We start from the raw sequence: 23,627 nt of genomic DNA on the forward strand, positions 1-23,627 counted from the left end.
GAGTTCCTACTGCCGGAAGAGGCCGCGGCGGCCGAAAAGGGCGGCGACTTCCTCGTGCGGGAGGTCGTGATAGGCGGCGACGCGATGGACCTTGTCGGCGGTGCCGAAGACGAAGGGCGTGCGTTCGTGCAGTGACTGCGGCACCCGGTCGAGGATGCGGTCGCAACCGTCGGTCGCGGCGCCCCCCGCCTGTTCGATCAGCAGGGCGATGGGGGCGCATTCATAGACATGGCGCAGGCGGCCGCGTTCGTAGCCGGGGCGGGCGTCGGCGGGGTAGAGGAAGATGCCGCCCCGGCTGACGATGCGGTGGGTTTCCGCCACCAGCGAAGCAATCCAGCGCATGTTGAAGTTCTTGGCGCGCGGGCCGGTGTCGCCCGCCAGGCAGTCGTCGATATAGGCGCGGACCGGCGCCCCCCAGTGGCGATAGTTCGAAACGTTGATCGCGAATTCGCTGGAGGCGGCGGGGATTTCCAGCTGCGCCGTGACAAGCTCGAACCGGCCCGTTTCGGGGTCGAGGACATGCAGGCTCGTCCCCTTGCCCACCGTCAGCACCAGCGCCGTCTGCGGCCCGTAGATCACGTAGCCCGCCGCAAGCTGGTCGGTGCCGGGGCGCAGGAACGAGGCGAGCGGGTCCGACGCCGCCGGCAGGATCGAGAAGATGGTGCCGATCGAGACGTTCACGTCGATGTTCGACGAGCCGTCCAGCGGGTCGATCGCCAGCGCCAGCGCTCCTGCGGGGTTCAGCGCCGCGACGTCCTCGCGTTCCTCGGAGGCATACCAGCGCACGGGGCTGCCGGTCAGCGCGGCGGCGAAGGCCTCGTCGGCGATCAGATCCAGGGCCTTCTGGGTGTCGCCGTCGCTGTTTTCACCCAGCGTTGCGCCGTGACCTTCCAGGGGGCCGCGGGCGATGCGCTTGGACAGATCGCGGGCGACATGGGCAATGTGGCGTATGACCAGCGTAATCTCGGGGCTGGCGGCGAGATCCTCGAGTCCGATGCAATCGCTCGCTGCCATTGTCCCTCTCCCTTGGCGTCTGTCGCGCCAAGGTTGATCATGCGCAGCGGGCGCGATAAGGAAATTTAATAAGTTGGAAGCAGCGTTTCAGGAACGTGAATGAGCGTGGTGAATGCCCTGACCCTGCGCCAGCTGCGCGCGCTTTGTGCCGTCACTGAAACGCGCTCGATCAGCGGAGCCGCGCAGGCGCTGGGCCTGACTGCCCCGGCGGTCCACAGCCAGTTGCGGGTGCTCGAGGACGTGGTCGGCGCACCCCTGATCTTCCGCGACGGGGCCCATGCCTTCGGGGCGACGCCTGCGGGCGAGGCGCTGCTGGCGGCCGCGCGCCGGGCCGACGCGGCACTGCAGGGCGCGCTGGACCAGATCGAGGCCCTGCGGCAGGGGCAGGCGGGGCGCGTGGTCCTGGCGGTGGTCTCGACCGGCAAGTATTTCGCCCCGGGCCTTGTCGCGGGATTGCGGCGCAGCCATCCGGGGATCGAGGTCGCGCTGCGGGTCGGCAACCGCGACTGGGTGCTGTCCGCCCTGCGCGACGGCACTGTGGACCTGGCGGTCATGGGCCGTCCGCCGCGCGACCCGGTTGTGACTGCGGCCGACCTTGGCCCCCACCCCCATGTGATGATTGCGCCACCCGGCCACCCTCTGGCGGCCGACCCGGAGGTGTCGGCTCAGGCGATCCTGTCCCAGCCGATCATTCTGCGGGAACCGGGCTCGGGCACCCGTGTGCTGGCGCAGCGGTTTCTCGACCGGCTGGGCGAGGGCGCGCCTTATGCCGAGATCGAGATGGATTCGAACGAGACGATCAAGCAGGCGGTCATGGCCGGCCTTGGGATCGCGCTGATTTCCGGCCACACGGTTGCGGACGAACTGAAGGCCGGGCGGCTGGTCACGCTGCGCCGCCACGACCTGCCGATCATCCGGCGCTGGTTCGTCCTGCACCGCGCCGACAGCCCGCCCGAGGGGGCCGCGCTGACGGTCTGGCGCGACATCCTGTCCCGGCAGGGGTCCTTCCTTCCGGGCGCCTGACCGCTACTTCAACGGCTGTTCGGGCCCTTCGGTGCCGGGCGGGGTCCGGCCCTCGGCGCGATCGCGGTGCAGCGCCGCGCGGCCCAGCACCATCATCGTCACGGGTGTCGTCAGCATGATGAGCAGGCCCAGGAAGACCTCGTGGATCACCAGCCGCGAGCCGAGGGTCGAGAACATCAGCATCGAGCCGATCAGGATCCCCGCCGCGCCCCAGCTTGTTCCCAGGGTGGGCGCGTGCAGTCGTTCGTAGAAGCTGGGCAGGCGCACCAGACCGATCGTGCCCAGCAGCGTCAGGATGGTCCCCAGCGCGACGAAGGCGGCGATCAGCAGCGCGACGACGGGGGGAAGCTGTTCGAGGTGGCTCACTCGATCACCTCGCCGCGCATCAGGAACTTGGCCATGGCGGTGGTGGCGACAAAGCCCAGAACGCCCATGACCAGCGCCCCCTCGAACTGGTAGATGGTGCCGTGCTGCATGCCGGTGACGACCAGCAGCAGCATGGCGCAGACATACATGGTGTCCAGCCCCAGCACGCGGTCCTGGGCACGGGGCCCACGCAGGGCGCGCATCACGGCCAGCACCAGCGCAGCCACCAGGCAGATCTGCGAAACGGTCAGGACGGCGGACAGGATCGTTGCGCTCATTCGAAGATCTCCATCAGCAGGGACTCGTAGCGGGACTTGATCGTGTGGACCCAGTCGTCGCCCTCGATCAGGTCGAAGACATGCAGCAGAAGCTGACCGTTGCGGGGCTCGTATTCGATCCAGGCCGTGCCGGGGGTGGCGGTCACGATGACGGCCAGGACGGCAAGCCCGCTGGGGTTGGTCATGTCCAACGGAATGCGGACGAATCCCGCCTTGCGCCTGTGATGGCGCCCTTCGGACAGGATCAGCCGCGCCACGTCCCAGTTCGAGCGCACGATGTCGCCTGCCACGCGGACGAACAGCCGCGCCATGGCGCCGGGGCGCTTGACCACGATCCGCCGGGGCGTGATGCGGCGATAGGCAAAGCCGCCCAGGATTCCCGCCAGCAGGCCCAGCACCAGCTGGCCCAGCGTGAAGCCCGTCAGCACCATCCACAGGATGGTCAGCACGACCGTGACGATGGGATGGGGCAGCAGCGTCATGACGGGTCGGGCCCCACGGGGGGCGCAGTCATCACGCCCCCGATATAGACTTGGTTGCGGGTCAGGGCGTCCGCCGTCCGGTCGAGATAGCGCAGTGCGGGCTCGGCCCCGATCGTCAGAAGACCGACCGTGCCGACCAGCATCAGGATTGGCAGGATTTCCAGCACGGGCAGTGGCGGCTCGTCGGTATTGGCCCAAAGGCTCTGGATGCCCCAGCGCGACAGGGCCACCAGCGTGCAGAAGCCTGTGACGATCAGCAGCACGACAAAGGCCCAGTGTCCCCAAAGGTTCGGCAGAACCGTCACCCGCTCGATCGCGCCCGACAGCATCCCGAACTTGCCCAAGAAACCTGCAAGCGGCGGCAGCCCGGCCACGACCAGCACGCAGGCCAGGAAGGCCAGCCCCAGCAGGGCGGTGGCGCCGGGGATGGGGCGGTTCTGCTCGGCCCTTTCCTCGTCCAGGTCGTCCTCGGCATCCAGGCCGAAGGCCTCGGCGGTGATGGCCAGAAGGCCCGCGATGCCGCCTTCCTTGCGCCCGATGGGCTCGGCCAGCAGGAACAGCGCCGCCAGCGCCAGGGTCGAGGCGATCATGTAGTAAAGCGCCGCGGTCAGCATGGGCGCGTCGTCATAGATCAGCGCCAGTCCCAGCACCGTCAGCAGCGTCCCCGAGGACACCAGCACCAGATTGCCGGTCATTCGGCCGAGGTCCTGCGCCTGCAGCACGCCGATCGCGCCGAAGACCATCGTGGCCATGCCGCCCAGCGCCAGGACGTTGGACCCGAAGCCCGCGGAGGCGCCCGCCTGCGCGCCAAACAGCAGCAGGCCCAGCCGGATCACCACATAAACCCCGACCTTGGTCAGCAGAGAAAAGACCGCCGCGACGGGTGGGCTGGCCGCGCCATAGGCGTTGGGCAGCCAGAAGCACAGCGGCCACATGGCGGCCTTGATCAGGAAGGCCCCCGCCAGCAGCGCCGCCGCCGCATGGACCATCGGCCGCTGGGCATCCGTCAGGCGCGGGATGCGCGTGGCCAGGTCCGCCATGTTCAGCGTGCCCGTGGTGCCGTAGATCAGCGACACGCCCAGCAGGAACAGCATCGCCGCCAGCAGGTTCACGGCGATGTAGTGCAGCCCCGCGCCCACGCGGACGCGGCCCGTGCCGTGCAGCAGCAGCCCGTAGGAGGCCGCCAGCATCACCTCGAAGAAGACGAACAGGTTGAACAGATCGCCGGTCAGGAAGGCCCCGTTCACCCCCATCAGCAGGAACTGGAAGAGGGGAGAGAAATGCTGCCCGTTCCGGTGCCAGCCCGCCCCCGCGTAAAGCAGCGCGGGCAGCGCCACCAGCGCCGTCAGCAGCAGCATCACCGCCGACAGCCGGTCCAGCACCAGCACGATCCCGTAGGGCGAGGGCCAGTCCCCCAGCAGGTACAGGGTGACGATGTTGCGCCCTTCCACGGCCGAGCCGCCCGCGCGGTCGATCAGCGCGATGGCGACGCCCAGCTGCAGCACGCAGGAGACAAGGCCGATGGACAGCTTCAGCTGCCGCCGCCGCTCGTCATACATCAGCATGATCGCCCCGGCGAGCAGCGGCACCAGGATCGGCATGACGAGCATGTGGACGGGAAGCGTCACGAACTGCGCTCCTTTCCGTCCACATGGTCGGTGCCGGTCAGCCCGCGCGAGGCCATGATGACGACCATGAACAATGCGGTCGTGGCGAAGCTGATGACGATGGCCGTCAGGACAAGCGCCTGGGGGACGGGGTCGGCATAGCGCTCGGGGTTGACGAAGCCGCCCTTGGGCATGATGGGCGCCGCGCCCGTGACCAGCCGGCCCATGGCGAAGATGAACAGGTTCACGCCATAGGACAGCAGCGCCAGCCCCACGATGACCTGGAAGGTGCGCGGGCGCAGCGCCAGCCAGACGCCCGAGGCGACCAGCACGCCGATCCCCAGCGACAGGGTCAGTTCCATCAGACGCCCTCCTGCTGTTGCTGCTGTTCTTCCTGCCGGTGCTCGCGTTCCTCGCGCGGGTCGGCGCCGTCGGCGCTTTCGCGCGCCCGCAGGCGGGCCGAGCGCAGCGACTGGTGCGCGATGGCGATCTGGATCAGCACGGTCGCGCCCACGACCGTGGCGAAGACGCCCAGGTCGAAGATCAGCGCGGTCGCGGCCGGAACCTGCCCGATCAGCGGCAGGGTGACATACTGGGCATGGGCCGTCATGAAGGGATAGCCGAACAGGAAGGACCCCATGCCGGTCCCGACCGCGATCACCAGCCCCAGCCCGATCCAGCGCACCGGCAGGATGGTGATGCGGCTTTCGACAAAGCGCACGTCCGTCGCAAGATACTGCAGCAGCAGTCCGATGGCGAAGCCCACGCCGCCCGCGAAGCCCCCGCCCGGCAGGTCATGGCCGCGCAGGAACAGATACATCGCCAGTGCCACCGTCAGCGGGAACATCCATTGCATGATGACCGAGGGGATCAGCATCATCAGGTCATGGCGCGTGGGCTCGCGCTCGGCCTCGCGCTCGCGGGGGCAGTTGAGGGGCGGCAGCTCGTTGAACGTCTGCTGCGAGGGCAGGGCCACGCTTTCGGGCGCGGGCCGGAAGCGGCGCAGCAGCGCATAGCAGGTCAGCGCCACGATCCCCAGAACGGTGATCTCGCCCAGGGTGTCGAAGGCGCGGAAATCCACAAGGATCACGTTGACCGCGTTGGTGCCCCCGCCCTCGGCATAGGCGTTGCGGCGGAACCAGTCGCCGATGGTGGGGCCGGGGGGCACCGTCATCACCGCAAAGGCGATGGCGGCCACGCCCGCCCCGCAGATCGAGGCGATCACCAGGTCGATGGCCCGGCGACGGCGGGCGGGAAGGCGGGCATCGCCCGGGATCTCCTGCAGGCGCTTGGGCAGCCAGCGCAGGCCCAGAAGCAGCAGCACGGTGGTCATGATCTCGACCAGGATCTGGGTCACGGCCAGATCGGGCGCGGACAGCCAGGCGAAGGTCATGGCCGTGACCAGCCCCGCGCCCCCCAGCAGCGCCAGCGCGGCGAAGCGGTGGTACTTGGCCTGGACCGCGGCGCCGATGGCGCAGGCGATCCCCGCCATCCACAGCAGCGCGAATGTCGCGTCGAAGCTTTGCAGCCACTCGCGCGGGACAAGCCCCGCGAAGCCCCACAGCGTCGCGGCCGTGGCGCCGAGGCTCAGCAGCACGATCAGGCGCAACTGCACCTGCAGCCGCGGGCTGCCCAGGACGCGGTAAAGCTGCGCGGGCCAGCGGCGGGTCACCGCCAGCATCAGCCGGTCGAAGATCTGCTGGCCGCGGATGCGCGACAGGATGCCCGGCGCCTCGTTGGCGCGCGACAGCCGCGGCGCCATGACGAAGTAAACGGCCGTTCCCAGCACAAGGGCCGTGAGGCTCATCATCAGGGCGACGTTGAAGCCATGCCACAGCGCCAGGCTGTAATAAGGCGTGCTCTCGCCCAGGACCGCCAGCACGCCGCCATGCAGGACCGTGCCGATCATGGCGGCGGGCCAGAGCCCGACCAGAAGCACGATGGCGACCAGAAGCTCGACCGGGCGGCGCATCCAGGTCGGCGGCTCGTGCGGTTCCTTCGGCAGGTCGGTTGCGGGCGGGCCGAAGAAGACCGAGACGATGAAGCGCAGCGAATAGGCCACGCTGAAGACGCTGGCGAGCGTCGCGATATAAGGCAGGGCGTTGTCCAGCCAGGTGCCGTTGTGCCAGTCGGCGGCCTCGGCGAAGAACATCTCCTTGGACAGGAAGCCGTTCAGCAGCGGCACGCCCGCCATGGCCGCCGCCGCCACGATGGCCAGCGCCGCCGTGCGCGGCATGGAATGGCGCAAGCCGCTGAGGCGGCGCATGTCGCGGGTGCCGGTTTCATGGTCGATGATGCCCGCGGCCATGAACAGCGAGGCCTTGAAGACCGCGTGGTTCATGATGTGGAAGATCGCGGCCACGATCGCGCCGCCGCTGCCCATCCCGGCCAGTGCCGTGATCAGCCCGAGATGGCTGATCGTCGAATAGGCCAGAAGCCCCTTGAGATCGTTGCGCCAGGTGGCGATCACCGCGCCCAAGAGCAGTGTCGCCATGCCGGTGCCCGCGACCACCCAGAACCAGGCGGAGGTGCCGCCGAGCACGGGCGAGAAGCGCACCAGAAGGAAGACCCCCGCCTTCACCATCGTGGCCGAATGCAGATAGGCGCTGACCGGCGTGGGCGCGGCCATCGCGTTCGGAAGCCAGAAATGGAAGGGGAACTGCGCCGACTTGGTGAAGGCGCCGATCAGGAACAGCCCCAGGATCCAGCCGTACCAGGGATGTGCCCGCACGCGGTCGCCCGCCCGCAGCACGTCATCCAGGTGATAGCTGCCCGCCGCGTGCCCCAGCAGGACCATCGCCATCAGCAGGCAGAGGCCCCCGGCCCCGGTCACGATCAGTGCCGTGCGCGCGCCCTCGCGCGCCGCGCCGTTCTGGTGCCAGTAGCCGATCAGCAGGAAGGAAAAGAGGCTCGTCAGTTCCCAGAACACCACCATCAGGATGATGTTGCCCGCCATCAGCATCCCCGCCATCGCGCCCGCGAAGGCCAGAAGAAAGCCGTAGAAGCGCGGCACGGGATCGTCGGGCGACAGGTAGTAGCGGGCGTAGATGACCACCATCAGCCCGATGCCATAGACCAGAAGCAGCATCAGCCAGGAAAAGCCGTCCAGCCGCAGCGTCATGTCCAGCCCCAGCGAGGGCGCCCATTCGATGCTGCGGGCGACCACGCCCCCGTCCGCGACCTCGCCCGCAAGGGGGGCCAGGCCCAGCAGGCCCGCCACCATCACGCCTCCTGCCAGCAGCACCTCGGCATTGCGGGCACCGACCGGCATGGTGACGGCCAGGATCGCGCCCAGAAAGGGCAGCACTGCAAGCAGGAGGAGAAGGTTCTGGCCGAGCATGCGTCCGGTGTGTCGCCTTTCTTCGTCATGGCGGCGCGGCGGGCGCGCGGTTCGATCGACCCGGGGGACGGGCGGGGAACCGGCGCATCCACGCCGGAAAGCGACTGCCTCGGCGGGCCGCTGGCCGCAACGTAATCCGGGCCCCGCGCCCCCCTCAAGGGTGCACGTCCGAATTGTCGCAGAACACGGGTCACCCGCGCAGGATGCGCCGCCGGATCTGCCTGCCGAGGATCGCTTTGAAGCCGAGCTACAAGTCCCCTGCGGAAGCGTCAATCACCCGAAGGAAAACAATCGCTTCACAAAGCCGCAAGCGCCGCTGCCGGAGGCAGGCGCAAGGCTTGGTCCTTGATGAAAGGAGATACAGTGGTGAGCCCAACAGGATTCGAACCTGTGACCCACTGATTAAAAGTCGGGTGCTCTTCTCGGTTTCCGCCCGTGTCATGTCGTTTCATGCCGTTTCAAATGGGTTTGCCATAAAGATTTTCACAAACTAATCAGATGCTTGCGGATTTCATCAGGCAGACCTATTATGTTCCATGTGGTATCAGGGCATGGCGCGGGAATTGTCCGCTGAGTGTCCGCTGAGCGGATGTTCGCTGGTGGTTCTGGCAAGGCAGGTCGAGGGCATGAAGAAACAGATCAGTGACGCGCTGTTGCGCTCACTCAAGGCGCCCGACAGCGGCCGCATCGAGATTTCCGACTCCGTCAGGCCGGGGCTCCGCCTGCGGATCATCCCCTCGGGACGCCGCTCCTGGATCTACGAGAAGCGCATCAAGGGCGGTCCGAAGCGCACCCACACCCTCGGCACCTATCCGGAGCTGTCGATCAAGGATGCCCGCGCGTGTGCGCTGGAACTGGAACTCGAAGCGGGGCGTGGCTTCGACCGCATTGCCGAAGCGGCAAAGGAGGCGGCGCAGAAGGTAGAGGAAGAGCTCGCGGCGACCAGCATCAGGCAGGTGTTGGAGGCCTTCGACGCCCTGCACCTTTCGAACCTTCGCACCGGAAAGGAGGTCCGAAGGTCGCTCTTCCTCGAGCTGGCACCCTATCTTGACGATGACATTGCGAGCCTGAACCGGAAGGCCCTTCAGCGCGTCATAGACGCCAAGGCAGCCACCGGCTCCAAGGTGCAGGCCAATCGGGTGAAGGCGTATCTGTCTAAGTTCTCAAAGTTCGCCTGGCAGCGGGGCTATCTTGAGAACCATGTCGGAGTCGGTCTCGAGAAGGCCTGCAAGGAGGTCTCACGAGACCGGGTCCTGAGCATCGCGGAGATTCATGAGATTTGGGATGCGACCTTCAAGCTGTCGCCTATCGCTGGCGGCATCGTGCGACTGCTCATCCTGACTGCACAGCGCGCGAACGAGATTGCTCGCCTCACGTGGGATGAGGTGAATATCGATCAGGAGTGCATCGAGCTCAGAGGTAGCCGGACCAAGAATGGGAAGGCGCATATTACCCACCTCTCGGCACCTGCTATGCAGGAAATCGAAGCCCGACATGGCAATAGTGATTCACGGTTCCTGTTCACGACAACCGGCACCACGCCCTTCTCCGGGTTCAGCCGCCTCATGGAGCAGATGAAGAGGCACCTGCGGCCCAATTTCGAGCATTGGACCTTGCATGACCTCCGCACGGCCTTTGCAACCGAGATGGCAAGCCGGGGTGAGTTGGAGACGGTAGTCGACCGCATCCTTAACCACGCAGCGTCTGGATCTGCGCCCAGCGCGGTCGCCCGCGTCTACAATCGCTCGCAGTATCTCCCCGAGCGGAAGCGCATCCTGAACGACTGGGCAATGGTCGTTACCGGCCCGCGCAAGCCGAAGGGCAATACTGTGGTTCCGTTCAGATCGGGGGCAGCATGAGCAAGAAGAGGGAGCGCGCTGGCAAGCTGCGCAAGGAGACGGAGGCACTCGTCGGTGCCATGTCCTCTCTGTCCGAGCGGGAAAAGTATCTGGTCTCGCTCGAAGCGTGGGCAAGGATGCTCCTTGGAGAGTTGCAAGAAAGGCGCCTGTCGCAAGCGGCTGTGAGCCTGGACCTGCTGAGCTCCATTTCGTCGGCTCATGATGGCGGTTTGCGGCATTCCGATCTGCGCGACGCCTATCCGGTCAAGGCCTGGCGTGAAGACACGGTAGAGGTTCCCCGCGCATGGGTGAATTCTCTCGTCGAGGGCTGGAGGAAGTATCGGCTCGCGGGCCCGGAAACAAACCTTGGAGAAGTGCTGGGCGTGGAAGGTGGAGGGCAGGGACAGCAGCCTGCTCGAGTGGCCTTCAATAATCTGCGGCAGGACGTGCATCGGTATAATGCCGTGAGCATAGAACAGCGAGCCGCAGCCCTGGACGGGAAGTTCCTTTCGCAAGAGCAGGCGCGCGCATCGGTCGCCGATTCACTTGGATTGAGCGACGACGCAGTGAAGCGATCAGTCTCCAAAGTGCGAAGGAAAAAGGGGGAGTAGCATCCCGAAGGCCCGCCCCTGAATGGGCCAGCGGGCAGGCTCAGTTTCAACCCATCGCAACACGTTCCACTCAATGCGAGGGTTGACCAAATGCAGGCCACTGATCGGCTACTGAGAGACAAGGACGCCGCCGAGGCGCTCGGCGTGAGCAAGACCACGTTCTGGCGTCGTGTGAATGACGGCACGGTGCCCCCGCCGGTGAAAATCGGTGGCTCCACACGCTGGCCGCAATCTGAAATTCAGGCAGTTATCGAGCGTGCCAAGGCCACGCGCATGGCCGCCGCATAACGAAAACCACCACCCCGGGCACAGGGTGGCGGCGCTTTCGTTATGCGGTATGGGATATCGCAAACATAGCGCGCAGCGCCCTTGCCGACAAGACAATAGGCAAGGCAATGAGCTTCAAGAAGCAATGGCCCGCACGGGCCTTCACCGTGAAGGACAACGAGTCCGACCCCCGCTTCATCGTCGTCAAGGGCCGTGACCGTTGGGCCCTCGAGAACCTGATCCAGGCTGGCAACAAGGGCTGCACGCCGATCGATCACCCGGGGCCGCGCTGGTCGGCCTACGTGTTCAAGCTGCGCAAGCAGGGCATCAGCATCGAGACCCTGCATGAAAGCCATGAGGGGCCGTTCCCCGGTCATCATGCCCGATACGTGCTGCAGTCGAGTGTCACCCCCGGTCGGGAGATGGCGGCATGAGCGGCGCGATCCGGAAGAACGCCCGCGAGGAAATCCGCATCACGCTGGACGACTTCAAAGGCCTCCAGCTGGTGAACCTGCGCGTCTGGTTCGATGCCGGGAATGGGGAATACCGTCCCGGCAAGCAAGGGGTGGCCTTCCGCCTCGACCTGCTGCCCGAGGTCCTGGAGGCGCTGGGCGCGCTGGAAGGCGGTGCGGCATGATGGCCCTTCGCATTTCCACCCTGTGCCATCGCTTCGGCATCGACCCTGATCGCGCCGCCATGCTGGCCGTGCTTGTCTGGGGGGCCGGCCATGAGTGACGCCCGCGCCCTGACCCTCGCCCTTCGCGGCAAGTGGTATCGCCGCTACGGGCTGGCCTGCTGCCCAGCGCATGGCGACCGCAGGCCTTCCTTGTCGCTGGCGGATGCCCCAGACGGACGGCTGCTGCTGAACTGCAAGACCGGCTGCCGCTTCGAGGACGTGCTTACCGCGTTGCGTGACCGGGGGCTGGTGGATCGTGGCGGCAGACCACAGCCGCCCAGTCCGGCCGAGGTGGCGCGCCGCAAGGCTGAGGATGAAGCCGAGGCCGTGAAGCGGGAACGGCAGGCGCTGGCGTGCTGGCGCGAAGCCCTGCCGATCCACGGCACCATCGCTGAAACCTACCTGCGGGGGCGGGGCATCACCTGCCCCCTTCCCGACAGCCTGCGCTTCCACCCTGAGTGCTGGCATGCCAGCGCCCAGCGCCTGCCTGCAATGGTCGCGAGGGTGGATGGCCTGCCCCGGCTCGCGGTGCATCGCACCTATCTATGCGCGGATGGGATGGCCAAGGCGGACGTGGACCCGCCCAAGGCGATGCTGGGCGCTGCGTTGGGCGGTGCGGTGCGACTCGCTGAGGCCCGTGGCCCGCTTGTAGTGGCCGAGGGCATCGAGACAGCCCTGAGCCTCTCCGGCGGCCTCCTGCGCGGTCCTGCGACCGTATGGGCGGCTCTCTCTGCGCCCGGCGTCGCGGGGCTCCGCCTTCCCGACACGCCGCACCGCCTGACCATCGCGCCCGACAGTGATGACAAGGGCGCCGGCCATGAAGCCGCGCACAAGCTGGCCGAACGCGCCATCGCCCACGGCTGGACCGTGAGCCTCCTGCCCGCCCCTGCCGGGCGGGACTGGAACGACATTCTCATGCTGAAAGGGGCCGCCGCATGAACGCGATGCCCGAACCGATCCCGTTCAAGGCTCAATGGCCGGATGCTGACCTCCGGCTGCTTCGTCCGGACGTTCCACTGCCACCACCGCTGCCGCTGGCCGAAGTCCTGACCCTGCGCGCGGCCGAATGGGTGGCGGCCACTGCAGAGGGCGCGGGCGCCCCGCCCGACTACGTCCTGGCGGCACTGCTGTCCGTCACCGGTGCCACGATGGGGAACGCCCGCTGGGTGTCGCCTTGGAAGGGCTGGGCTGAGCCGCCGATCATCTGGACGATGTGCATCGGCAACCCGAGCGCCGGCAAGAGCCCGGCCATCGACGCAGTGCTGGCTCCCCTCCGCCGCGCCGAACGCCCTCTGCGGCAGGAAGCTGGAGCCGAAATGGTCGCGTGGGAGAAGCGGGTGAAGCTCGCCAAGCTGGCGCAGGAAATCTGGGACAAGAAGGCACGTGCAGCTCTCGACAAGGGCAACCCGCCCCCTCCGGTGCCGAAGGAAGCCGACGCCGGCACGGCCCCGCATATTCCGCGCCTGATCGTGAACGACGGCACGGTCGAGCGGCTGGGCGTCATCGCGCAAGCCCAGCCCAAGGGCTTCCTGCAGATGCGGGACGAGCTGGCCGGATGGCTGCTGGCGATGGAGGCGAGGAACGGCGGTTCTGATCGGGCCTTCTGGCTTGAGGCCTATGGCGGCCGCGCCTTCACGGTCGAGCGCATGGGGCGGGCTCCGCTGACGGTGAACCGGCTGACCATCGGGGCGCTGGGCGGCATCCAGCCTGACCGCCTCTCGGAACTGCTGACCAAGACGAGCGATGACGGGCTGCTGGCGCGCTTCCTGCCGATCTGGCCCGGCCGGGTGCCGGTGAAGCAGCCCGAGCGCTTCGCCTCCGACGAGGTGGCGGATGCCGCCATGGCGCGACTGACGGCCATGCAGATGCCCCTGAGCGATGATGGCGAGCCCCGGCCGTGGTTCGTGGGCTTCGATGAGGCCGCCCGCGCCATGATGAACGATTGGCGGCAGACCTGCGACGAGTGGGAGACAGGGACCGAGGGGCTGCTGCTGTCCTTCATCGGCAAGCTGCCCGGCCTGGCGGCACGCTTGGCACTGGTGCTGGCGGCAATCGGCCATGCCTTCGACGGAGAGATGGATCCTGCCCAGCGCCAGATCACCCCGGCGGAGTTCGGCCGCGCCTGCCACTTCCTCGAAAGCTACATCCTGCCGATGGCCCGCCGCGCCTATGGGGTCGCCAGCGTCCCGAAGGAGGAACGCTCTGCCCGTCGCCTCGCGAGCCTTCTGCGCGAGATGGGGTGGCAGCGCTTCACCGCCCGCGAGGTCCGACGGATGGAGCGGCGTGGGCTTGCCAGCATGGGGGAGATCAACCCGGCCCTGTCGGCGCTCGAGGAAGCCGACCTGATCCGGGCCGTTGCAGAGGCTGCCGGCCCGAGCGGCGGCCGGCCGCAGCGCCTCTTCATCGTCAACCCTGCCGTTCACGAGGTGCAGTCATGACCCGGTGGCTCCAGGCAGCGATTTCGGCCCAACGGACGACTGACGAAACTGACAAAACCGACGAAACCCCCTCCGCCCGGGGGTTTCAGGGCCGAAATCCTCAACGGGCAGAGGTTTCGTCAGTTGTGTCGGTTCTGTCAGTAGGCCGGAAGCCCGAGGAGGCGCCCGCCCTCGCGCACGATGCCAGCCACGCCCCGCCCAGCGCTCCCGGCCGCATGGTGACGGCGTGGACCGGCGAACGGGCGAGCGCTGATGCGCAGGTGCACATGACCGATCTGGAGCGATATGGCCCACGAGGAGTGCTGTTCTGCGGCAAGTGCTGGCAGGCCCGTGGGCGCGACACGGCGCTAGGCTGCCTTGAGGGGAGGCCGTGCCGATGACCCCCCTCGAAGAACGCCGCTTCTTCGCCCGCCTGCTGGCAGATCATGCCGACGAGTGGGCCGAGCAATGGGCATCGAACAGTCAGGACGCTCACGGCGGCGGGCTTGAGCAAGTTACCCATGAGGCAGCTGTCGCCACGCTTCGGCGTGCCTATGGGGCCATGCTGCGCAAGGGCGGTCTCGACCACGTCGAGCGGATCACGATGGAGGAGGCCCAAGCCTTCCCCGGCTTCGCACTGGCGGCACCGGAGGGTGCCTGCGCCGTCTGGCTGGCAACAGGCCTCAAGGACCGTGACCTGCCGATGTTCGCCATGTTCATCGCCGCACCCAAGGCACTCGAGGGCCTGAGCGAAGCCGCAATCGAAAAGGAAGGGCGAGCTGCGGCTTTATGGGAACTGTCGAAGCTCACAACACCAGCTGACGCAGGGAAATGCGCGAAAGCCCTCTGGGGTAAATCATGAACTGTGTTAGAATCCAACAGCATAGATGGCGCGGTATGTGGATGCGCCCGAACGCAAGGAGATAGGCGAATGGGACGCATCGAGATTGCTCCCCAAGGACCGAGAGACGCGCTGGCTTTGGCGCTCGCGCAGGCGCTGGGCGACCGGGCGCAGATCAGGCCCAGCGCCCTGGCTGAAGCGCTGGCAGCGACAGGGACGCGCAGCCCTTCTCCCGTTGCATCGAGGATTGCCCAGATGCTGGCATCGCCGGCGGGTTCCGAGGCACCCAGCACCTACAGTCCGCCTATGCAGCCATTGCCGCCGGAAGCCGACGCCCTGCCGCAAGTGCCCGCACCCGCGCTGCAGAGCCTGATGCGGGAACGGCTACTCGGCCGCCCTGCCATGATGCCGCAGATGTCGGCTCCGCCTGAGCAGGCACCGTCCCAGGCGGTGCTGCAGACGGAGGCCCAGCGCACCCCATCGCGGCTCGAGGCATTTCGCCAGAAGAACCCAGCATACGCGAACGTGCCGGACCCGCAGCTGGCCGACGCCCTGCATCGCAAGTTCTACTCCGACGTGCCTCGCGCTGACTTCGACCAAGCGCTGGGCATGACGCCGAGCCAGCCGACTCCGGACTGGACAGCGATGAGCGCACAACTCGACGCTGCGGCGAGCCGCACCGGTCTGGAGCCTCGCAGCCTGCCTTCGGGCCAGCTGGCCCCAGGAGCCCCGCCCATTGCCTCGGGAGCGCAGCAACTGCGCCGCTTCAAGGTCCAAGCCCCCAGCGGCGCCGTCCATGAGGTTGAGGCCTTGGACGAGCAGGCCGCTTACGAAGCAGCCCGGCAGATGGAGGGAGGCCAAAGCGCCCAGGGGAGCGACTACGAGCGGATCATGGTGGCGCTGCGCAACGCAGACGCCGCCGGCGACACCGCGGCCGCGACACGGCTGGCGCAGATGGCCCGTTCTGCCAAGGCACGTCAGACCCCGCAGGCAGGTGGCAACGCTGATTTCATAGAGGTTGAAGGTCCTGAGGGCACAATCTACGAGTTCCCGGCCGGGACCGACGACGCCACGATCAAGGCGGCTCTGCAGAAGGTCTATGGAGCCCCCACCGCAGGGCAGGGTTTCGGGAACAACGTGGCGCAGGCAGCGGGCGACGGGCTGTTCTTCGGCTTCGGTGACGAAATCAGCGCCCGCCTCAACGCCATCACGGGTTACGACGCCAAGACCGGCGCCTATGGCAACTGGGGCACGACCTACGCCGACCAGCTTGACGCCGTGCGAGGGCAGGAGAGGCAGTTCCGGGAGGAGCATCCCGTTATCTCGACGGCAGCGGAACTCGGGGGCAGCCTGATCGGGCCCGCCAAGCTCGGCACTGGCTTCATCCGCAATGGCGCCACGGGCCTCGCTCGCATCGGCCGCAGCGGGCTTGTGGGTGCGGCTACAGCGGCAGGCTACGGCTTTGGCGAGGGTGAGGGCGGCGCCAGCAACAGGGTCACTCAGGCGGCTGTCTCCGCCCCGCTTGGCGCCATCGGCGGTGCCGCTATCGGAGGGCTCGGAGAAGGCTTCAGCGCTGCCATAGGGGCGCTACGCAGCCGTAGGATGCCGGCCGACACGCTCCCCACCATCGAAGGGCTGAAGGCCGAGGCTGGCGCGCTCTACGAAGCCGCCCGGCAGTCCGGCGCCGTCGTGCCGGAAAGCACCGTGAAGGGAATGGCGAGCAACATCGGCACGAAGCTGAAGGCCGAAGGCTTCGACAAGATGCTGCATCCTCGTGTGAACGCAGTCCTGCAGCGGCTGTCCTCGGAAGCGGGCGACAAGAGCCTCGCGGATCTGGAAATCCTGCGCCGCGTGGCGGCCGGGGCGGCCAACAGCATCGAGCCCGACGAGCGGCGGCTGGCCTCCATGGTCCTGGACGGCATCGATGATGCGGTCGAGAGTATGGGGGGCGATGCTGCCCCGCTGCAGGCCGCGCGGGAGGTGTGGAGCCGGATGCGGCGCATGGAGACCATCGAGACCGCCATCGAGAAGGCCTCGCTGCAGGACGACTTCGCATCCGGGCTGCGCTCTCAGTTCAAGGTCCTGCTTCGCAACCCTCGCCGACTGCGCGGCTTCGCAGAGGCGGACATCGCTGCCATGCGCGCGATTGCCAAGGGCGAGGGAGGCGCTGGGCTGCTGTCTGGCCTCGGGCGCAGGCTGTCGCCCAGCAGCATCACCGGCCTTGCTCTCACGGGTGGCGCAGGCTTCGGCGGCGCAGGGTTCGGGGCGGCAGCCATTCCGGCGGCGGGCATGGGGATGAAGCGGCTCGGGGACGCCCTGACTACCAGGGCCGCTCGCAACCTGTCGCAGAGGGTCGGTAAGGACTCCACCCGCCGGGCACTGCTCCAGGCGCTGGCAGGACCTGTTGCCCCGCTGGCTCCTGCCGTCGTCGCGCCCGGGATGCTCGCGCAAGGGCTGTTCGGCCATGACCGACGCTGAAAGGGAGGCATCAGGAGATGGCCCGTAAAAGCGGAACGGATGCGGAGGCACGGGATAGCGCTGGCCGGTTCACGGCCGGCAACCCGGGCAAGCCCAAGGGAACGCGCCACAAGGCTACACAGGCGGTCCTGGCGCTTCTGGATGGGGAAGCCGAGGCCCTGACACGCAAGGCCGTAGAGGTCGCGCTGGGCGGCGACACGGCAGCCTTGCGCCTCTGTCTGGAGCGCATCGCGCCGCCCCGGAAGGATGCACCCGTGACGTTCGGCCTTCCCCGCATGGAGCGGGCAGAGGACGCCGCAAAGGCCGCCGCTGCCGTGCTGGAAGCCGTGGCCGGGGGAGAGTTGACCCCTGCCGAGGGCGCTCACGTCATGTCGCTTGTCGAAACCTATCGCCGCACCCTGGAGACGACGGAAATCGAGGCGCGGCTTGCAGCTTTGGAGGATGCTAGGAAATGAGCGTGAAAGCCCGCATCGCCCGGCTGGAGGCCACCGCGCCCAGCGCCGACGTGTCTGCTGTGGAGGTTGTTTTCCTGACCCCGCCTGGTGGCAGCCCCGAGGCCGCACTGTTCGTCGGCGGGGGCGGCATCAGCCGGGAGGAAGGGGAGGACGATGCCGCGTTCATGGCCCGTGCAGAAGCTGCAATCACTTTGAGGCGCCCAGCGCCTCCGGTGGGCAAGGCGCAGGCAGCTAAAATCGGATGACGCAACCTCATCAGTAGCTTGACCCGTCTCTGCCTGTGCGGAAATCAAAGGAACATCATGGCGGCACCCGATCCTTTCGGCATCAGCATTGAGGAACTGCCCAGCGGCGGCTGGAGCGTGCTGGCCTGCTGCTTCGACCCGTTCAACACCGGTCAACGGACGCATCGGATCAGCCGCGCAAGCCGCGTCCTGATGAACCTGCGGCGGGACGGGTGGTCATGCTGGTGGTGCAGCGAACCGGTCCCCGAGTTTCGCCGGGGTGATGCGCGATACTGTTGTGAGGGCTGCCGCAAGCGTGCCGCACGTCAACGGCGGTCACAAGCAGTCATGATTTCGCGCTCGGAATCACTAAGCCTAGGCCCTTTGATTCCTCATGCCTGATCGTGCGCGTAGAAAAAGTGGATGCCCTCCCATAACATGGAGGGGGGATTCTTGCAGCCATTCGAACGTTAGCCCCCCAACGCCCTGAGGGTGACATGCTTTCATCTATCTACAATGTTGCGAAAGACCTTCTTGGCTTAGGAGCCTTTCTGGCGGGGGCAAGGCACGACCGCCGCTTGGAGCTGGCAGAATATCTGGAAAAGATATCTGCATGTGTTTCAAGCATAGCGGCGGCTGTTGAGGCAGGTCGAAACCCAGTCGCCTTATGTTCAGAACTCGAAGTTTACGGCGAGCAGTGTGCCAAGGTCCTGCAGACCATGCTTGACGCCCCGCAATCTGGACTACTCATCAAGAAGATACGGCAGGCTACTACTGCGAGAGCGATACTCGTGGAAAGTGGATCAGCTGTGACAAGATTGGAACTATTGCAGGAGCTTGAACGCGCGGCCGGCATGTTAAAGGGCGTAGCGAATACGCTACGCGCTCCAAGCCGAGGCTAGATCTACTCGTCACAATGGTTCGCTGCGAAAATCAGGTTCTTCCGGCTCCCTGACAGGCTTCCTGTAGCCCATATCGGGTCATAGGGAGGCGCGACGGCGAGCGAAAACTTGAAGCTCTGCGCAGTGGTCAGCCAAGGCATCACGAGGGCTCCCGGGATTTCTATGGCAATCCCTGTGACGAGCGGATCTATCTGCCATACAGAAGGCTTCACCCGGTCCATTGTGAACGTGTCGGTTTCAAGGGATGCATATTCTATGGCGCCGCGGATAACCTCCGCTGGCCCATTCAGTTCGGCCAGCAGGAACAGGCTCCCCGGAGTTTCCTCGCGGCAATACATGCTGATCTGAAGCTCCCGCTCATCATCCCGAGCAGGGCGCACGAAGGCTCGCCAACCCTCTCCCCAGAAATCAAGGCGCCACGAGCTTTGTCCAGGCGGGACGCGCCCGGTTATCATGCCAATGGCGCGTGGCTCACTTTTCTCGAACCCCGCCTCCTCGCTGCCTGGGTAGTGGGAAATGCCCCACCCATCAATGTCCTCACGGGAGAACCAGAGAATATCTGCGGCAGGGACGTATGTCAGGAAGGCTGCTACGGAACCGTGAGACACCCCGTGCCGGAATGCGTGCTGACTGATGACTTCATTGCAATCAGCGTCCTCCACGCCACCATAAGAGCAGGAGTGCTGCCCGAACCGCCCGAACGGTTCCATTGTTCGATACCGGCCCGCGATGAAAACGATTGATGCGCAAGCCGATGCGCACTCAGCCCCATCGGGTATGACTGTGTGAAAGGGCCGGTCGTCCAAGGCGCTCGAAAGCAGCAAGGCCTCTAGAACAGAGCCGCCTGGGCTATCTAAGAGCAAAATAGGGAGACCGTGAGCAGCGGGTTCAGCCCTGTCGGCAATGGCAGCGAACCTGTCCGCAGTCCCGTCGTCAATCTGCCCTGTCATCTTCAGGGCCGCTTTTCCCCGCCACTCGACCAGTTCGAAATCTGCCGCACATGCTGTGATGGGGAGAAGCACGGCAAACACCGCTGATGATATGAGCTTCAGCATCTACGAGGCCTTCAATGCTACGCCCGCACCCGAGGAAACCTGCCCCTCCTCCAAAAACTGGACGCCTCGGGCCTCCAGCGCCCGTATCAGCGCAGCCACCGTGTCATGCCGGCCACTGACCGGCCCGCGTGTCGCATCCAGCCGCTGCACGGTGGGGTAGCTGACCCCCGAAGCGTCCGCGAGTTCCTGTGCAGTCATGCCCGCGAGTGCGCGCGCCGCCCGAATCTGTTCCCCGTTCATCATCCCTCGCAAGAAAATCTATCATTGTTGATAGATGATCTATTGCAAGACCTTCTATCATGTGCGATAGATAACCTATCACAGAGGGAAGGGGAACGCTATGACCTACGACCGCTCCGCCATCATGAACGCCGCCTGGGCCTACGCCCGTGCCGAGATTGCAGCTTCGCGGATCAATCTGTCGGGTCGGTCGCGCCGCTTCATCTTCAAGCACGCCCTGCGCCGGGCTTGGGCTGAGGCTCGCATGGCTCGCGCCGCTGCCCTGCAGTCGCCCCGTGTCGCTGCCGTGAACGCGCGCATCTTCGCGCTGGAGGGGCAGAACCGCTGGACGCAGGCCGACTACCGCCTGCGCGACCAACTGACTACCGAACTGCAGGCGGCCGTCCACGCTGCCTGAATTTCAAGGAGAGAATACCATGACCAAACCCATCCTCGACGCATCTGATGCGGTGAGCTCTGCCAAAGCCTTCCTTCGAGCAATCGAGATGACGACCCGGGGCAATGCCTTCGGGGACAACCAGGATGCAGCCGCCATGAGCACGCTGTGCTTTGCGGCCGAGGACAAGCTGAATGAGGCGCTGAGCCTGCTGCAAGCTGCCGTGAAAGGAGAAACAGCATGAACCGCCGCGCTCTTCTGAAAGCCGCTCCTGCTCTCGCCATGGCGGGTGCGGTGCCGGCGATGGCCAGTGAGGGAGACACGCCGATCCTGCGCCTGTTCCGCCAGCACCAGGCGATCAACGACGCCGCCATGGTTCATGTCTGCGTCGCGACTGGCAAGGACGAGGACGAGGAACTTGACCGCCTGTTCTATCGTGAGCGGGACCGGATCCAGGACGAGATGATGGCGCTACCCTGCACCTGCGCGGCCGACTTTGCCGCGAAGGTCATCGTGGACACCTGCAACGGCGGCCTCTTCTCGGACTGGGAAACTGGCGCGATCTGGCAGGAAGCTCGCGCCCTGACTGGCGGTGCAGCATGAACCGCCGCGACCTGTTAAGAGCCGGGCCTGCGTTGGCTCTGGTCGGGGCTGTGCCAACGGCGGCATTCGAGCTTCCGCAAGAAGCTGCACAGGGCGACACGCCGGTGATGGCGCTCTTCCGCGAGTGGCGCCGGCAGCATCAACTAATGGAAAGCCTCTCAGGCCTCAGCGACGACGAATACGACGAGATGAGCGATGTTCGCGCCGAGATTGAGGCCCGCCTCTTCGCGGAGCCGGCACAGGACTTCCAAGACGTGTGCGCGAAGCTTCTGGCGCTGTCGCTGGATGGGGCGGACTTCATGGATGATGCCCACAACTCCGGCAAGAAGATCTGCGAGGAAGCCAAGGCCCTTCTGGCCTGAGCCCACCCCTTCATGAACCCGGCAGGCCCCGCCCAGCGCGGGGCCTTTGCTTTGCTCGCGTCTGACAGTGAGCGTTAGTCAACAGCCGCTCATGAAAAGTTGCTTGCTGCGGATGTTGGAACCCGCACCAGTCACACTTAGTTCACCTGTTGCGTTTATTTCGATTGACGGGTGACAGCCGACATAGTCCCATGTATGGCGTCGCTCGCGAGCGTTCGCGGACGTTCGCCGACGTTCGCCGACCGCATGAAAGACTAGGGGGAAACTATGCTTGCACTTATGGACCAGACGCGTGAGCCCTTCGTCGCGGACGAAGCCGAGGCTGTCGTTGCTCGTCGTGCAGCTGACAGTCTGAAGGCCGTTGCCGAGGCGCATGAGAGCGTCAAGGTATCGATCGATCCTCTCGAAGGCGGCCCCAAAATCATCGTGCCGCTGCCAGCTCCGGCAGTGGCGATGTTTCACGCCGTGCTAGAAGCAATGGCCAACCGAACGCCGATCTCTCTCATTCCCTACGAAGCGGAACTGTCAACACAGCAAGCTGCTGACTACCTAAACGTCTCGCGCCCTTATCTTGTCCGCAAACTGGATGCGGGCGAGTTGCCTTCTCGAAAGGTCGGAACCCACCGGCGTGTGCAGTTCTCTGACTTGGTTGCATACGAGCAAAAGTGCCGTGCTGAGCAGAGCAAGGCCCTTGAAGACCTGCACGCAGAAGAAAGGGCTCTTGGGCTGGAATGATTTCGACATTCACGGCATTCTTCGATGCAAATGTCTTCTATGGCGCGAGGCTGCGAAGCCTCGTGCTCTATATCGCTCAGACCAAGCTCTTCCGTGCTCGATGGAGCGACATGGTCCATGACGAGTGGGTCAGGAACCTGGTGTCAAATCGCACGGACCTCCAGCCTGAGAACTTGAAAAGGACGCGAGAACTGATGAACGCGGCAGTGCCTGACTGCCTTGTCACCGGATTCGAGCCCCTGATGGGCGGTATCGTCCTGCCGGATCCTGACGACCGGCATGTCGTTGCCGCCGCCATTATGACGCGCGCGAACGTAGTCGTGACATTTAATCAGAAAGACTTTCCAGAAGACATTATGGAAGCCTTTCGTCTCCACACGAAACATCCCGACGACTTCCTGTTGGACGTTTTCAGCCTTGGCCCCAACGATGTGTCAGAGGCTGTCATTAATGACTTCCTGCACTATCGCGCTCCTCCCATGACGTTTGATGATTACAGAGCAAGCCTCGAAAGAGCAGGCGTGCCAAATTTCGCAACGGCAATCGAGCCGTTGGAAGTGTTGATACCATCGAGCAACGGAGCGAACTGCTGTTGATTGCCCGCCTGCAGGGCTTCGTCTTTTTGGCAAGCCCTCTGGACACGACACAGCGGTCATCACACGATCTGGTGCTGCGGGAACTGGTGAGCCCTCGATTAGCCCAAGACTATCGCAGCGATGAACATATTGTCTCAAAAGACACAAACTAGAAGGAGCATCAAGCATGGCCGAGAACGTCGGGGGTGTGATCCGAGAATGGATCCAACGAAATGTTCACAACTACCCGCTTGAAGACAAAGCAGGGGAGGTTGAGCGTCTAGTAAAAGAACTCGAGGCGTATCTACTGAGCCTAGGCTACACGCGGGATGAGGCCGAGGACTATTTGGGCGACCTCGATGTTTATGTCGAGGACCAGTTCGAGCAAGTTCAGGACCCTGACTTAGGATTCAAGGACCCTCGCGATTGATGCACCCTCCTTCTGCCGCGGCAACATAAGCGCCGCGGCTATACTGCGGCCAATCTTTCGCATGCCCCTGCCGCACCATTTCGCAGCTCAGGTCCGCAACAGTTGCCGTCGCGCATCGCACGACAGGGCGGCCGTAGCGGTCGACGTCCATCAGGTCGCAGGCGAGCGTCTGGCCATCAATCAGCGCTGCCAGAGCGCGACTGGCCTCGACCCCGCCCGGCTCGCGGATCTCGGGAGCGCTGATGCCCCAGAGGCGCAGACGGAGGTTCTTGCCGGGACTGTCCAGGCGCACCGTGTCACCGTCGATGGCGACGGCGCCCGTGACGCAGATGGCGGCAAGGCAGGTCAGCATGGCAGACTCTCGGAGGTTTCGTCAGTTGTGTCGGTTTTGTCAGTTGTCAGGAGACGCAGATCAGCGCTGGGCCGGCCTAT

Annotated in this window: 29 protein-coding genes; 19 read left to right on the forward strand and 10 right to left on the reverse strand. The window is 65.6% G+C overall.

What is annotated here, in order from left to right:
- Positions 1–6: 6 nt before the first annotated feature.
- The gene (locus ACFFII_RS03165) at positions 7–1,014 is read right to left on the reverse strand and encodes a class 1 fructose-bisphosphatase (protein ID WP_377697449.1); all 1,008 of its coding nucleotides are present in this window, start codon (positions 1,012–1,014) and stop codon (positions 7–9) included.
- A gap of 99 nt (positions 1,015–1,113) precedes the next feature.
- On the opposite strand from ACFFII_RS03165, the gene ACFFII_RS03170 reads away from it, so the two are divergent.
- Positions 1,114–2,037: a LysR family transcriptional regulator gene (locus tag ACFFII_RS03170; RefSeq protein WP_377697450.1), complete on the forward strand. Its 924-nt coding sequence runs from the start codon at positions 1,114–1,116 to the stop codon at positions 2,035–2,037.
- 3 nt (positions 2,038–2,040) lie between these two features.
- On the opposite strand, the gene mnhG is transcribed toward ACFFII_RS03170, so the two are convergent.
- Genes mnhG through ACFFII_RS03200 form a run of 6 tightly spaced genes read right to left on the reverse strand, consistent with a single transcriptional unit; the run spans position 2,041 to position 8,110 of the window.
- Positions 2,041–2,403 carry a monovalent cation/H(+) antiporter subunit G gene (gene mnhG, locus ACFFII_RS03175; protein ID WP_377697451.1) on the reverse strand — a complete coding sequence of 121 codons (363 nt, stop codon included), beginning with the start codon at positions 2,401–2,403 and terminating at the stop codon, positions 2,041–2,043.
- Positions 2,400–2,681: a K+/H+ antiporter subunit F gene (locus ACFFII_RS03180; protein WP_090757338.1), complete on the reverse strand. Its 282-nt coding sequence runs from the start codon at positions 2,679–2,681 to the stop codon at positions 2,400–2,402. Before ACFFII_RS03180 ends, mnhG begins: the two co-directional genes overlap by 4 nt.
- A complete protein-coding gene (locus ACFFII_RS03185; protein ID WP_377697452.1) occupies positions 2,678–3,163 on the reverse strand; it encodes a Na+/H+ antiporter subunit E in 486 nt (161 codons plus the stop codon). The genes ACFFII_RS03180 and ACFFII_RS03185 overlap by 4 nt, the downstream gene beginning before the upstream one ends.
- Positions 3,160–4,791, reverse strand: a complete 1,632-nt coding sequence (locus ACFFII_RS03190) for a monovalent cation/H+ antiporter subunit D (RefSeq protein ID WP_377697453.1) — start codon at positions 4,789–4,791, stop codon at positions 3,160–3,162. Before ACFFII_RS03190 ends, ACFFII_RS03185 begins: the two co-directional genes overlap by 4 nt.
- Entirely contained in the window at positions 4,788–5,132 is a 345-nt protein-coding gene (locus tag ACFFII_RS03195; RefSeq protein WP_090757340.1) for a Na+/H+ antiporter subunit C, read from the reverse strand. The genes ACFFII_RS03190 and ACFFII_RS03195 overlap by 4 nt, the downstream gene beginning before the upstream one ends.
- Positions 5,132–8,110, reverse strand: a complete 2,979-nt coding sequence (locus ACFFII_RS03200) for a monovalent cation/H+ antiporter subunit A (RefSeq protein ID WP_377697454.1) — start codon at positions 8,108–8,110, stop codon at positions 5,132–5,134. Before ACFFII_RS03200 ends, ACFFII_RS03195 begins: the two co-directional genes overlap by 1 nt.
- Before the next feature lie 536 nt (positions 8,111–8,646).
- Between ACFFII_RS03200 and ACFFII_RS03205 the strand changes: the two genes are divergently transcribed.
- The 11 genes from ACFFII_RS03205 (at position 8,647) to ACFFII_RS03255 (ending at position 17,938) form a co-directional block, all read left to right on the forward strand.
- On the forward strand, positions 8,647–9,969 hold the full coding sequence (locus ACFFII_RS03205) for a tyrosine-type recombinase/integrase (RefSeq protein WP_377697455.1): 1,323 nt from the start codon (positions 8,647–8,649) through the stop codon (positions 9,967–9,969).
- On the forward strand, positions 9,966–10,559 hold the full coding sequence (locus tag ACFFII_RS03210) for a hypothetical protein (RefSeq protein ID WP_377697456.1): 594 nt from the start codon (positions 9,966–9,968) through the stop codon (positions 10,557–10,559). The genes ACFFII_RS03205 and ACFFII_RS03210 overlap by 4 nt, the downstream gene beginning before the upstream one ends.
- A 90-nt stretch (positions 10,560–10,649) precedes the next feature.
- Positions 10,650–10,847, forward strand: coding sequence for a helix-turn-helix transcriptional regulator (locus ACFFII_RS03215; RefSeq protein ID WP_377697457.1), 198 nt, complete (start codon positions 10,650–10,652; stop codon positions 10,845–10,847).
- Positions 10,848–10,954: 107 nt separating this feature from the next.
- Positions 10,955–11,260, forward strand: coding sequence for a winged helix domain-containing protein (locus tag ACFFII_RS03220; RefSeq protein ID WP_377697458.1), 306 nt, complete (start codon positions 10,955–10,957; stop codon positions 11,258–11,260).
- A complete protein-coding gene (locus tag ACFFII_RS03225; protein WP_377697459.1) occupies positions 11,257–11,463 on the forward strand; it encodes a transcriptional coactivator p15/PC4 family protein in 207 nt (68 codons plus the stop codon). The genes ACFFII_RS03220 and ACFFII_RS03225 overlap by 4 nt, the downstream gene beginning before the upstream one ends.
- Positions 11,464–11,553: 90 nt before the next feature.
- A complete protein-coding gene (locus tag ACFFII_RS03230; RefSeq protein WP_377697460.1) occupies positions 11,554–12,441 on the forward strand; it encodes a DUF7146 domain-containing protein in 888 nt (295 codons plus the stop codon).
- Positions 12,438–13,940, forward strand: coding sequence for a DUF3987 domain-containing protein (locus ACFFII_RS03235; RefSeq protein WP_377697461.1), 1,503 nt, complete (start codon positions 12,438–12,440; stop codon positions 13,938–13,940). Before ACFFII_RS03230 ends, ACFFII_RS03235 begins: the two co-directional genes overlap by 4 nt.
- A gap of 376 nt (positions 13,941–14,316) precedes the next feature.
- On the forward strand, positions 14,317–14,781 hold the full coding sequence (locus ACFFII_RS03240; RefSeq protein ID WP_377697462.1) for a hypothetical protein: 465 nt from the start codon (positions 14,317–14,319) through the stop codon (positions 14,779–14,781).
- A 69-nt stretch (positions 14,782–14,850) separates the two neighbouring features.
- Positions 14,851–17,238 (forward strand): hypothetical protein, encoded by a 2,388-nt coding sequence (locus tag ACFFII_RS03245; protein ID WP_377697463.1) that lies wholly within the window; start codon positions 14,851–14,853, stop codon positions 17,236–17,238.
- Positions 17,239–17,255: 17 nt separating this feature from the next.
- On the forward strand, positions 17,256–17,693 hold the full coding sequence (locus ACFFII_RS03250) for a DUF5681 domain-containing protein (RefSeq protein ID WP_377697464.1): 438 nt from the start codon (positions 17,256–17,258) through the stop codon (positions 17,691–17,693).
- Positions 17,690–17,938, forward strand: coding sequence for a hypothetical protein (locus ACFFII_RS03255; RefSeq protein WP_377697465.1), 249 nt, complete (start codon positions 17,690–17,692; stop codon positions 17,936–17,938). Before ACFFII_RS03250 ends, ACFFII_RS03255 begins: the two co-directional genes overlap by 4 nt.
- Positions 17,939–18,821: 883 nt before the next feature.
- Here ACFFII_RS03255 and ACFFII_RS03260 read toward each other — a convergent pair.
- Complete coding sequence (locus ACFFII_RS03260; RefSeq protein WP_377697466.1) at positions 18,822–19,874, reverse strand: hypothetical protein; 1,053 nt, start codon at positions 19,872–19,874, stop codon at positions 18,822–18,824.
- Entirely contained in the window at positions 19,875–20,114 is a 240-nt protein-coding gene (locus ACFFII_RS03265; protein WP_377697467.1) for a helix-turn-helix domain-containing protein, read from the reverse strand.
- A 100-nt stretch (positions 20,115–20,214) separates the two neighbouring features.
- On the opposite strand from ACFFII_RS03265, the gene ACFFII_RS03270 reads away from it, so the two are divergent.
- The 7 genes from ACFFII_RS03270 (at position 20,215) to ACFFII_RS03300 (ending at position 23,195) form a co-directional block, all read left to right on the forward strand.
- Complete coding sequence (locus ACFFII_RS03270) at positions 20,215–20,511, forward strand: hypothetical protein (protein WP_377697468.1); 297 nt, start codon at positions 20,215–20,217, stop codon at positions 20,509–20,511.
- A gap of 19 nt (positions 20,512–20,530) precedes the next feature.
- Positions 20,531–20,734, forward strand: a complete 204-nt coding sequence (locus ACFFII_RS03275; protein ID WP_377697469.1) for a hypothetical protein — start codon at positions 20,531–20,533, stop codon at positions 20,732–20,734.
- On the forward strand, positions 20,731–21,093 hold the full coding sequence (locus tag ACFFII_RS03280; RefSeq protein WP_377697470.1) for a hypothetical protein: 363 nt from the start codon (positions 20,731–20,733) through the stop codon (positions 21,091–21,093). The genes ACFFII_RS03275 and ACFFII_RS03280 overlap by 4 nt, the downstream gene beginning before the upstream one ends.
- Positions 21,090–21,455 carry a hypothetical protein gene (locus tag ACFFII_RS03285; protein ID WP_377697471.1) on the forward strand — a complete coding sequence of 122 codons (366 nt, stop codon included), beginning with the start codon at positions 21,090–21,092 and terminating at the stop codon, positions 21,453–21,455. Before ACFFII_RS03280 ends, ACFFII_RS03285 begins: the two co-directional genes overlap by 4 nt.
- A 267-nt stretch (positions 21,456–21,722) precedes the next feature.
- Complete coding sequence (locus tag ACFFII_RS03290; protein WP_377697472.1) at positions 21,723–22,190, forward strand: helix-turn-helix domain-containing protein; 468 nt, start codon at positions 21,723–21,725, stop codon at positions 22,188–22,190.
- Positions 22,187–22,786, forward strand: a complete 600-nt coding sequence (locus ACFFII_RS03295; RefSeq protein WP_377697473.1) for a VapC50 family PIN domain-containing toxin — start codon at positions 22,187–22,189, stop codon at positions 22,784–22,786. Before ACFFII_RS03290 ends, ACFFII_RS03295 begins: the two co-directional genes overlap by 4 nt.
- Before the next feature lie 166 nt (positions 22,787–22,952).
- Positions 22,953–23,195: a hypothetical protein gene (locus ACFFII_RS03300; protein ID WP_377697474.1), complete on the forward strand. Its 243-nt coding sequence runs from the start codon at positions 22,953–22,955 to the stop codon at positions 23,193–23,195.
- On the opposite strand, the gene ACFFII_RS03305 is transcribed toward ACFFII_RS03300, so the two are convergent.
- Positions 23,176–23,547 (reverse strand): thermonuclease family protein, encoded by a 372-nt coding sequence (locus tag ACFFII_RS03305; protein WP_377697475.1) that lies wholly within the window; start codon positions 23,545–23,547, stop codon positions 23,176–23,178. The genes ACFFII_RS03300 and ACFFII_RS03305 overlap by 20 nt on opposite strands.
- Positions 23,548–23,627: the final 80 nt, after the last annotated feature.

Origin of the sequence: Paracoccus niistensis (assembly GCF_042432925.1) — a bacterium.
GTDB classification, from domain to species: domain Bacteria; phylum Pseudomonadota; class Alphaproteobacteria; order Rhodobacterales; family Rhodobacteraceae; genus Paracoccus; species Paracoccus niistensis.

What these genes read in the sequence shown, in the direction of transcription:
- ACFFII_RS03165 (WP_377697449.1), bottom strand. Translation starts at nt 1,014, where the DNA reads ATGGCAGCGAGCGATTGCATCGGACTCGAGGATCTCGCCGCCAGCCCC.
- ACFFII_RS03170 (WP_377697450.1), top strand. Translation starts at nt 1,114, where the DNA reads ATGAGCGTGGTGAATGCCCTGACCCTGCGCCAGCTGCGCGCGCTTTGT.
- ACFFII_RS03180 (WP_090757338.1), bottom strand. Translation starts at nt 2,681, where the DNA reads ATGAGCGCAACGATCCTGTCCGCCGTCCTGACCGTTTCGCAGATCTGC.
- ACFFII_RS03185 (WP_377697452.1), bottom strand. Translation starts at nt 3,163, where the DNA reads ATGACGCTGCTGCCCCATCCCATCGTCACGGTCGTGCTGACCATCCTG.
- ACFFII_RS03195 (WP_090757340.1), bottom strand. Translation starts at nt 5,132, where the DNA reads ATGGAACTGACCCTGTCGCTGGGGATCGGCGTGCTGGTCGCCTCGGGC.
- ACFFII_RS03200 (WP_377697454.1), bottom strand. Translation starts at nt 8,110, where the DNA reads ATGCTCGGCCAGAACCTTCTCCTCCTGCTTGCAGTGCTGCCCTTTCTG.
- ACFFII_RS03205 (WP_377697455.1), top strand. Translation starts at nt 8,647, where the DNA reads ATGTGGTATCAGGGCATGGCGCGGGAATTGTCCGCTGAGTGTCCGCTG.
- ACFFII_RS03210 (WP_377697456.1), top strand. Translation starts at nt 9,966, where the DNA reads ATGAGCAAGAAGAGGGAGCGCGCTGGCAAGCTGCGCAAGGAGACGGAG.
- ACFFII_RS03215 (WP_377697457.1), top strand. Translation starts at nt 10,650, where the DNA reads ATGCAGGCCACTGATCGGCTACTGAGAGACAAGGACGCCGCCGAGGCG.
- ACFFII_RS03220 (WP_377697458.1), top strand. Translation starts at nt 10,955, where the DNA reads ATGAGCTTCAAGAAGCAATGGCCCGCACGGGCCTTCACCGTGAAGGAC.
- ACFFII_RS03225 (WP_377697459.1), top strand. Translation starts at nt 11,257, where the DNA reads ATGAGCGGCGCGATCCGGAAGAACGCCCGCGAGGAAATCCGCATCACG.
- ACFFII_RS03230 (WP_377697460.1), top strand. Translation starts at nt 11,554, where the DNA reads ATGAGTGACGCCCGCGCCCTGACCCTCGCCCTTCGCGGCAAGTGGTAT.
- ACFFII_RS03235 (WP_377697461.1), top strand. Translation starts at nt 12,438, where the DNA reads ATGAACGCGATGCCCGAACCGATCCCGTTCAAGGCTCAATGGCCGGAT.
- ACFFII_RS03240 (WP_377697462.1), top strand. Translation starts at nt 14,317, where the DNA reads ATGACCCCCCTCGAAGAACGCCGCTTCTTCGCCCGCCTGCTGGCAGAT.
- ACFFII_RS03245 (WP_377697463.1), top strand. Translation starts at nt 14,851, where the DNA reads ATGGGACGCATCGAGATTGCTCCCCAAGGACCGAGAGACGCGCTGGCT.
- ACFFII_RS03250 (WP_377697464.1), top strand. Translation starts at nt 17,256, where the DNA reads ATGGCCCGTAAAAGCGGAACGGATGCGGAGGCACGGGATAGCGCTGGC.
- ACFFII_RS03255 (WP_377697465.1), top strand. Translation starts at nt 17,690, where the DNA reads ATGAGCGTGAAAGCCCGCATCGCCCGGCTGGAGGCCACCGCGCCCAGC.
- ACFFII_RS03260 (WP_377697466.1), bottom strand. Translation starts at nt 19,874, where the DNA reads ATGCTGAAGCTCATATCATCAGCGGTGTTTGCCGTGCTTCTCCCCATC.
- ACFFII_RS03265 (WP_377697467.1), bottom strand. Translation starts at nt 20,114, where the DNA reads ATGAACGGGGAACAGATTCGGGCGGCGCGCGCACTCGCGGGCATGACT.
- ACFFII_RS03270 (WP_377697468.1), top strand. Translation starts at nt 20,215, where the DNA reads ATGACCTACGACCGCTCCGCCATCATGAACGCCGCCTGGGCCTACGCC.
- ACFFII_RS03275 (WP_377697469.1), top strand. Translation starts at nt 20,531, where the DNA reads ATGACCAAACCCATCCTCGACGCATCTGATGCGGTGAGCTCTGCCAAA.
- ACFFII_RS03280 (WP_377697470.1), top strand. Translation starts at nt 20,731, where the DNA reads ATGAACCGCCGCGCTCTTCTGAAAGCCGCTCCTGCTCTCGCCATGGCG.
- ACFFII_RS03285 (WP_377697471.1), top strand. Translation starts at nt 21,090, where the DNA reads ATGAACCGCCGCGACCTGTTAAGAGCCGGGCCTGCGTTGGCTCTGGTC.
- ACFFII_RS03290 (WP_377697472.1), top strand. Translation starts at nt 21,723, where the DNA reads ATGCTTGCACTTATGGACCAGACGCGTGAGCCCTTCGTCGCGGACGAA.
- ACFFII_RS03295 (WP_377697473.1), top strand. Translation starts at nt 22,187, where the DNA reads ATGATTTCGACATTCACGGCATTCTTCGATGCAAATGTCTTCTATGGC.
- ACFFII_RS03300 (WP_377697474.1), top strand. Translation starts at nt 22,953, where the DNA reads ATGGCCGAGAACGTCGGGGGTGTGATCCGAGAATGGATCCAACGAAAT.
- ACFFII_RS03305 (WP_377697475.1), bottom strand. Translation starts at nt 23,547, where the DNA reads ATGCTGACCTGCCTTGCCGCCATCTGCGTCACGGGCGCCGTCGCCATC.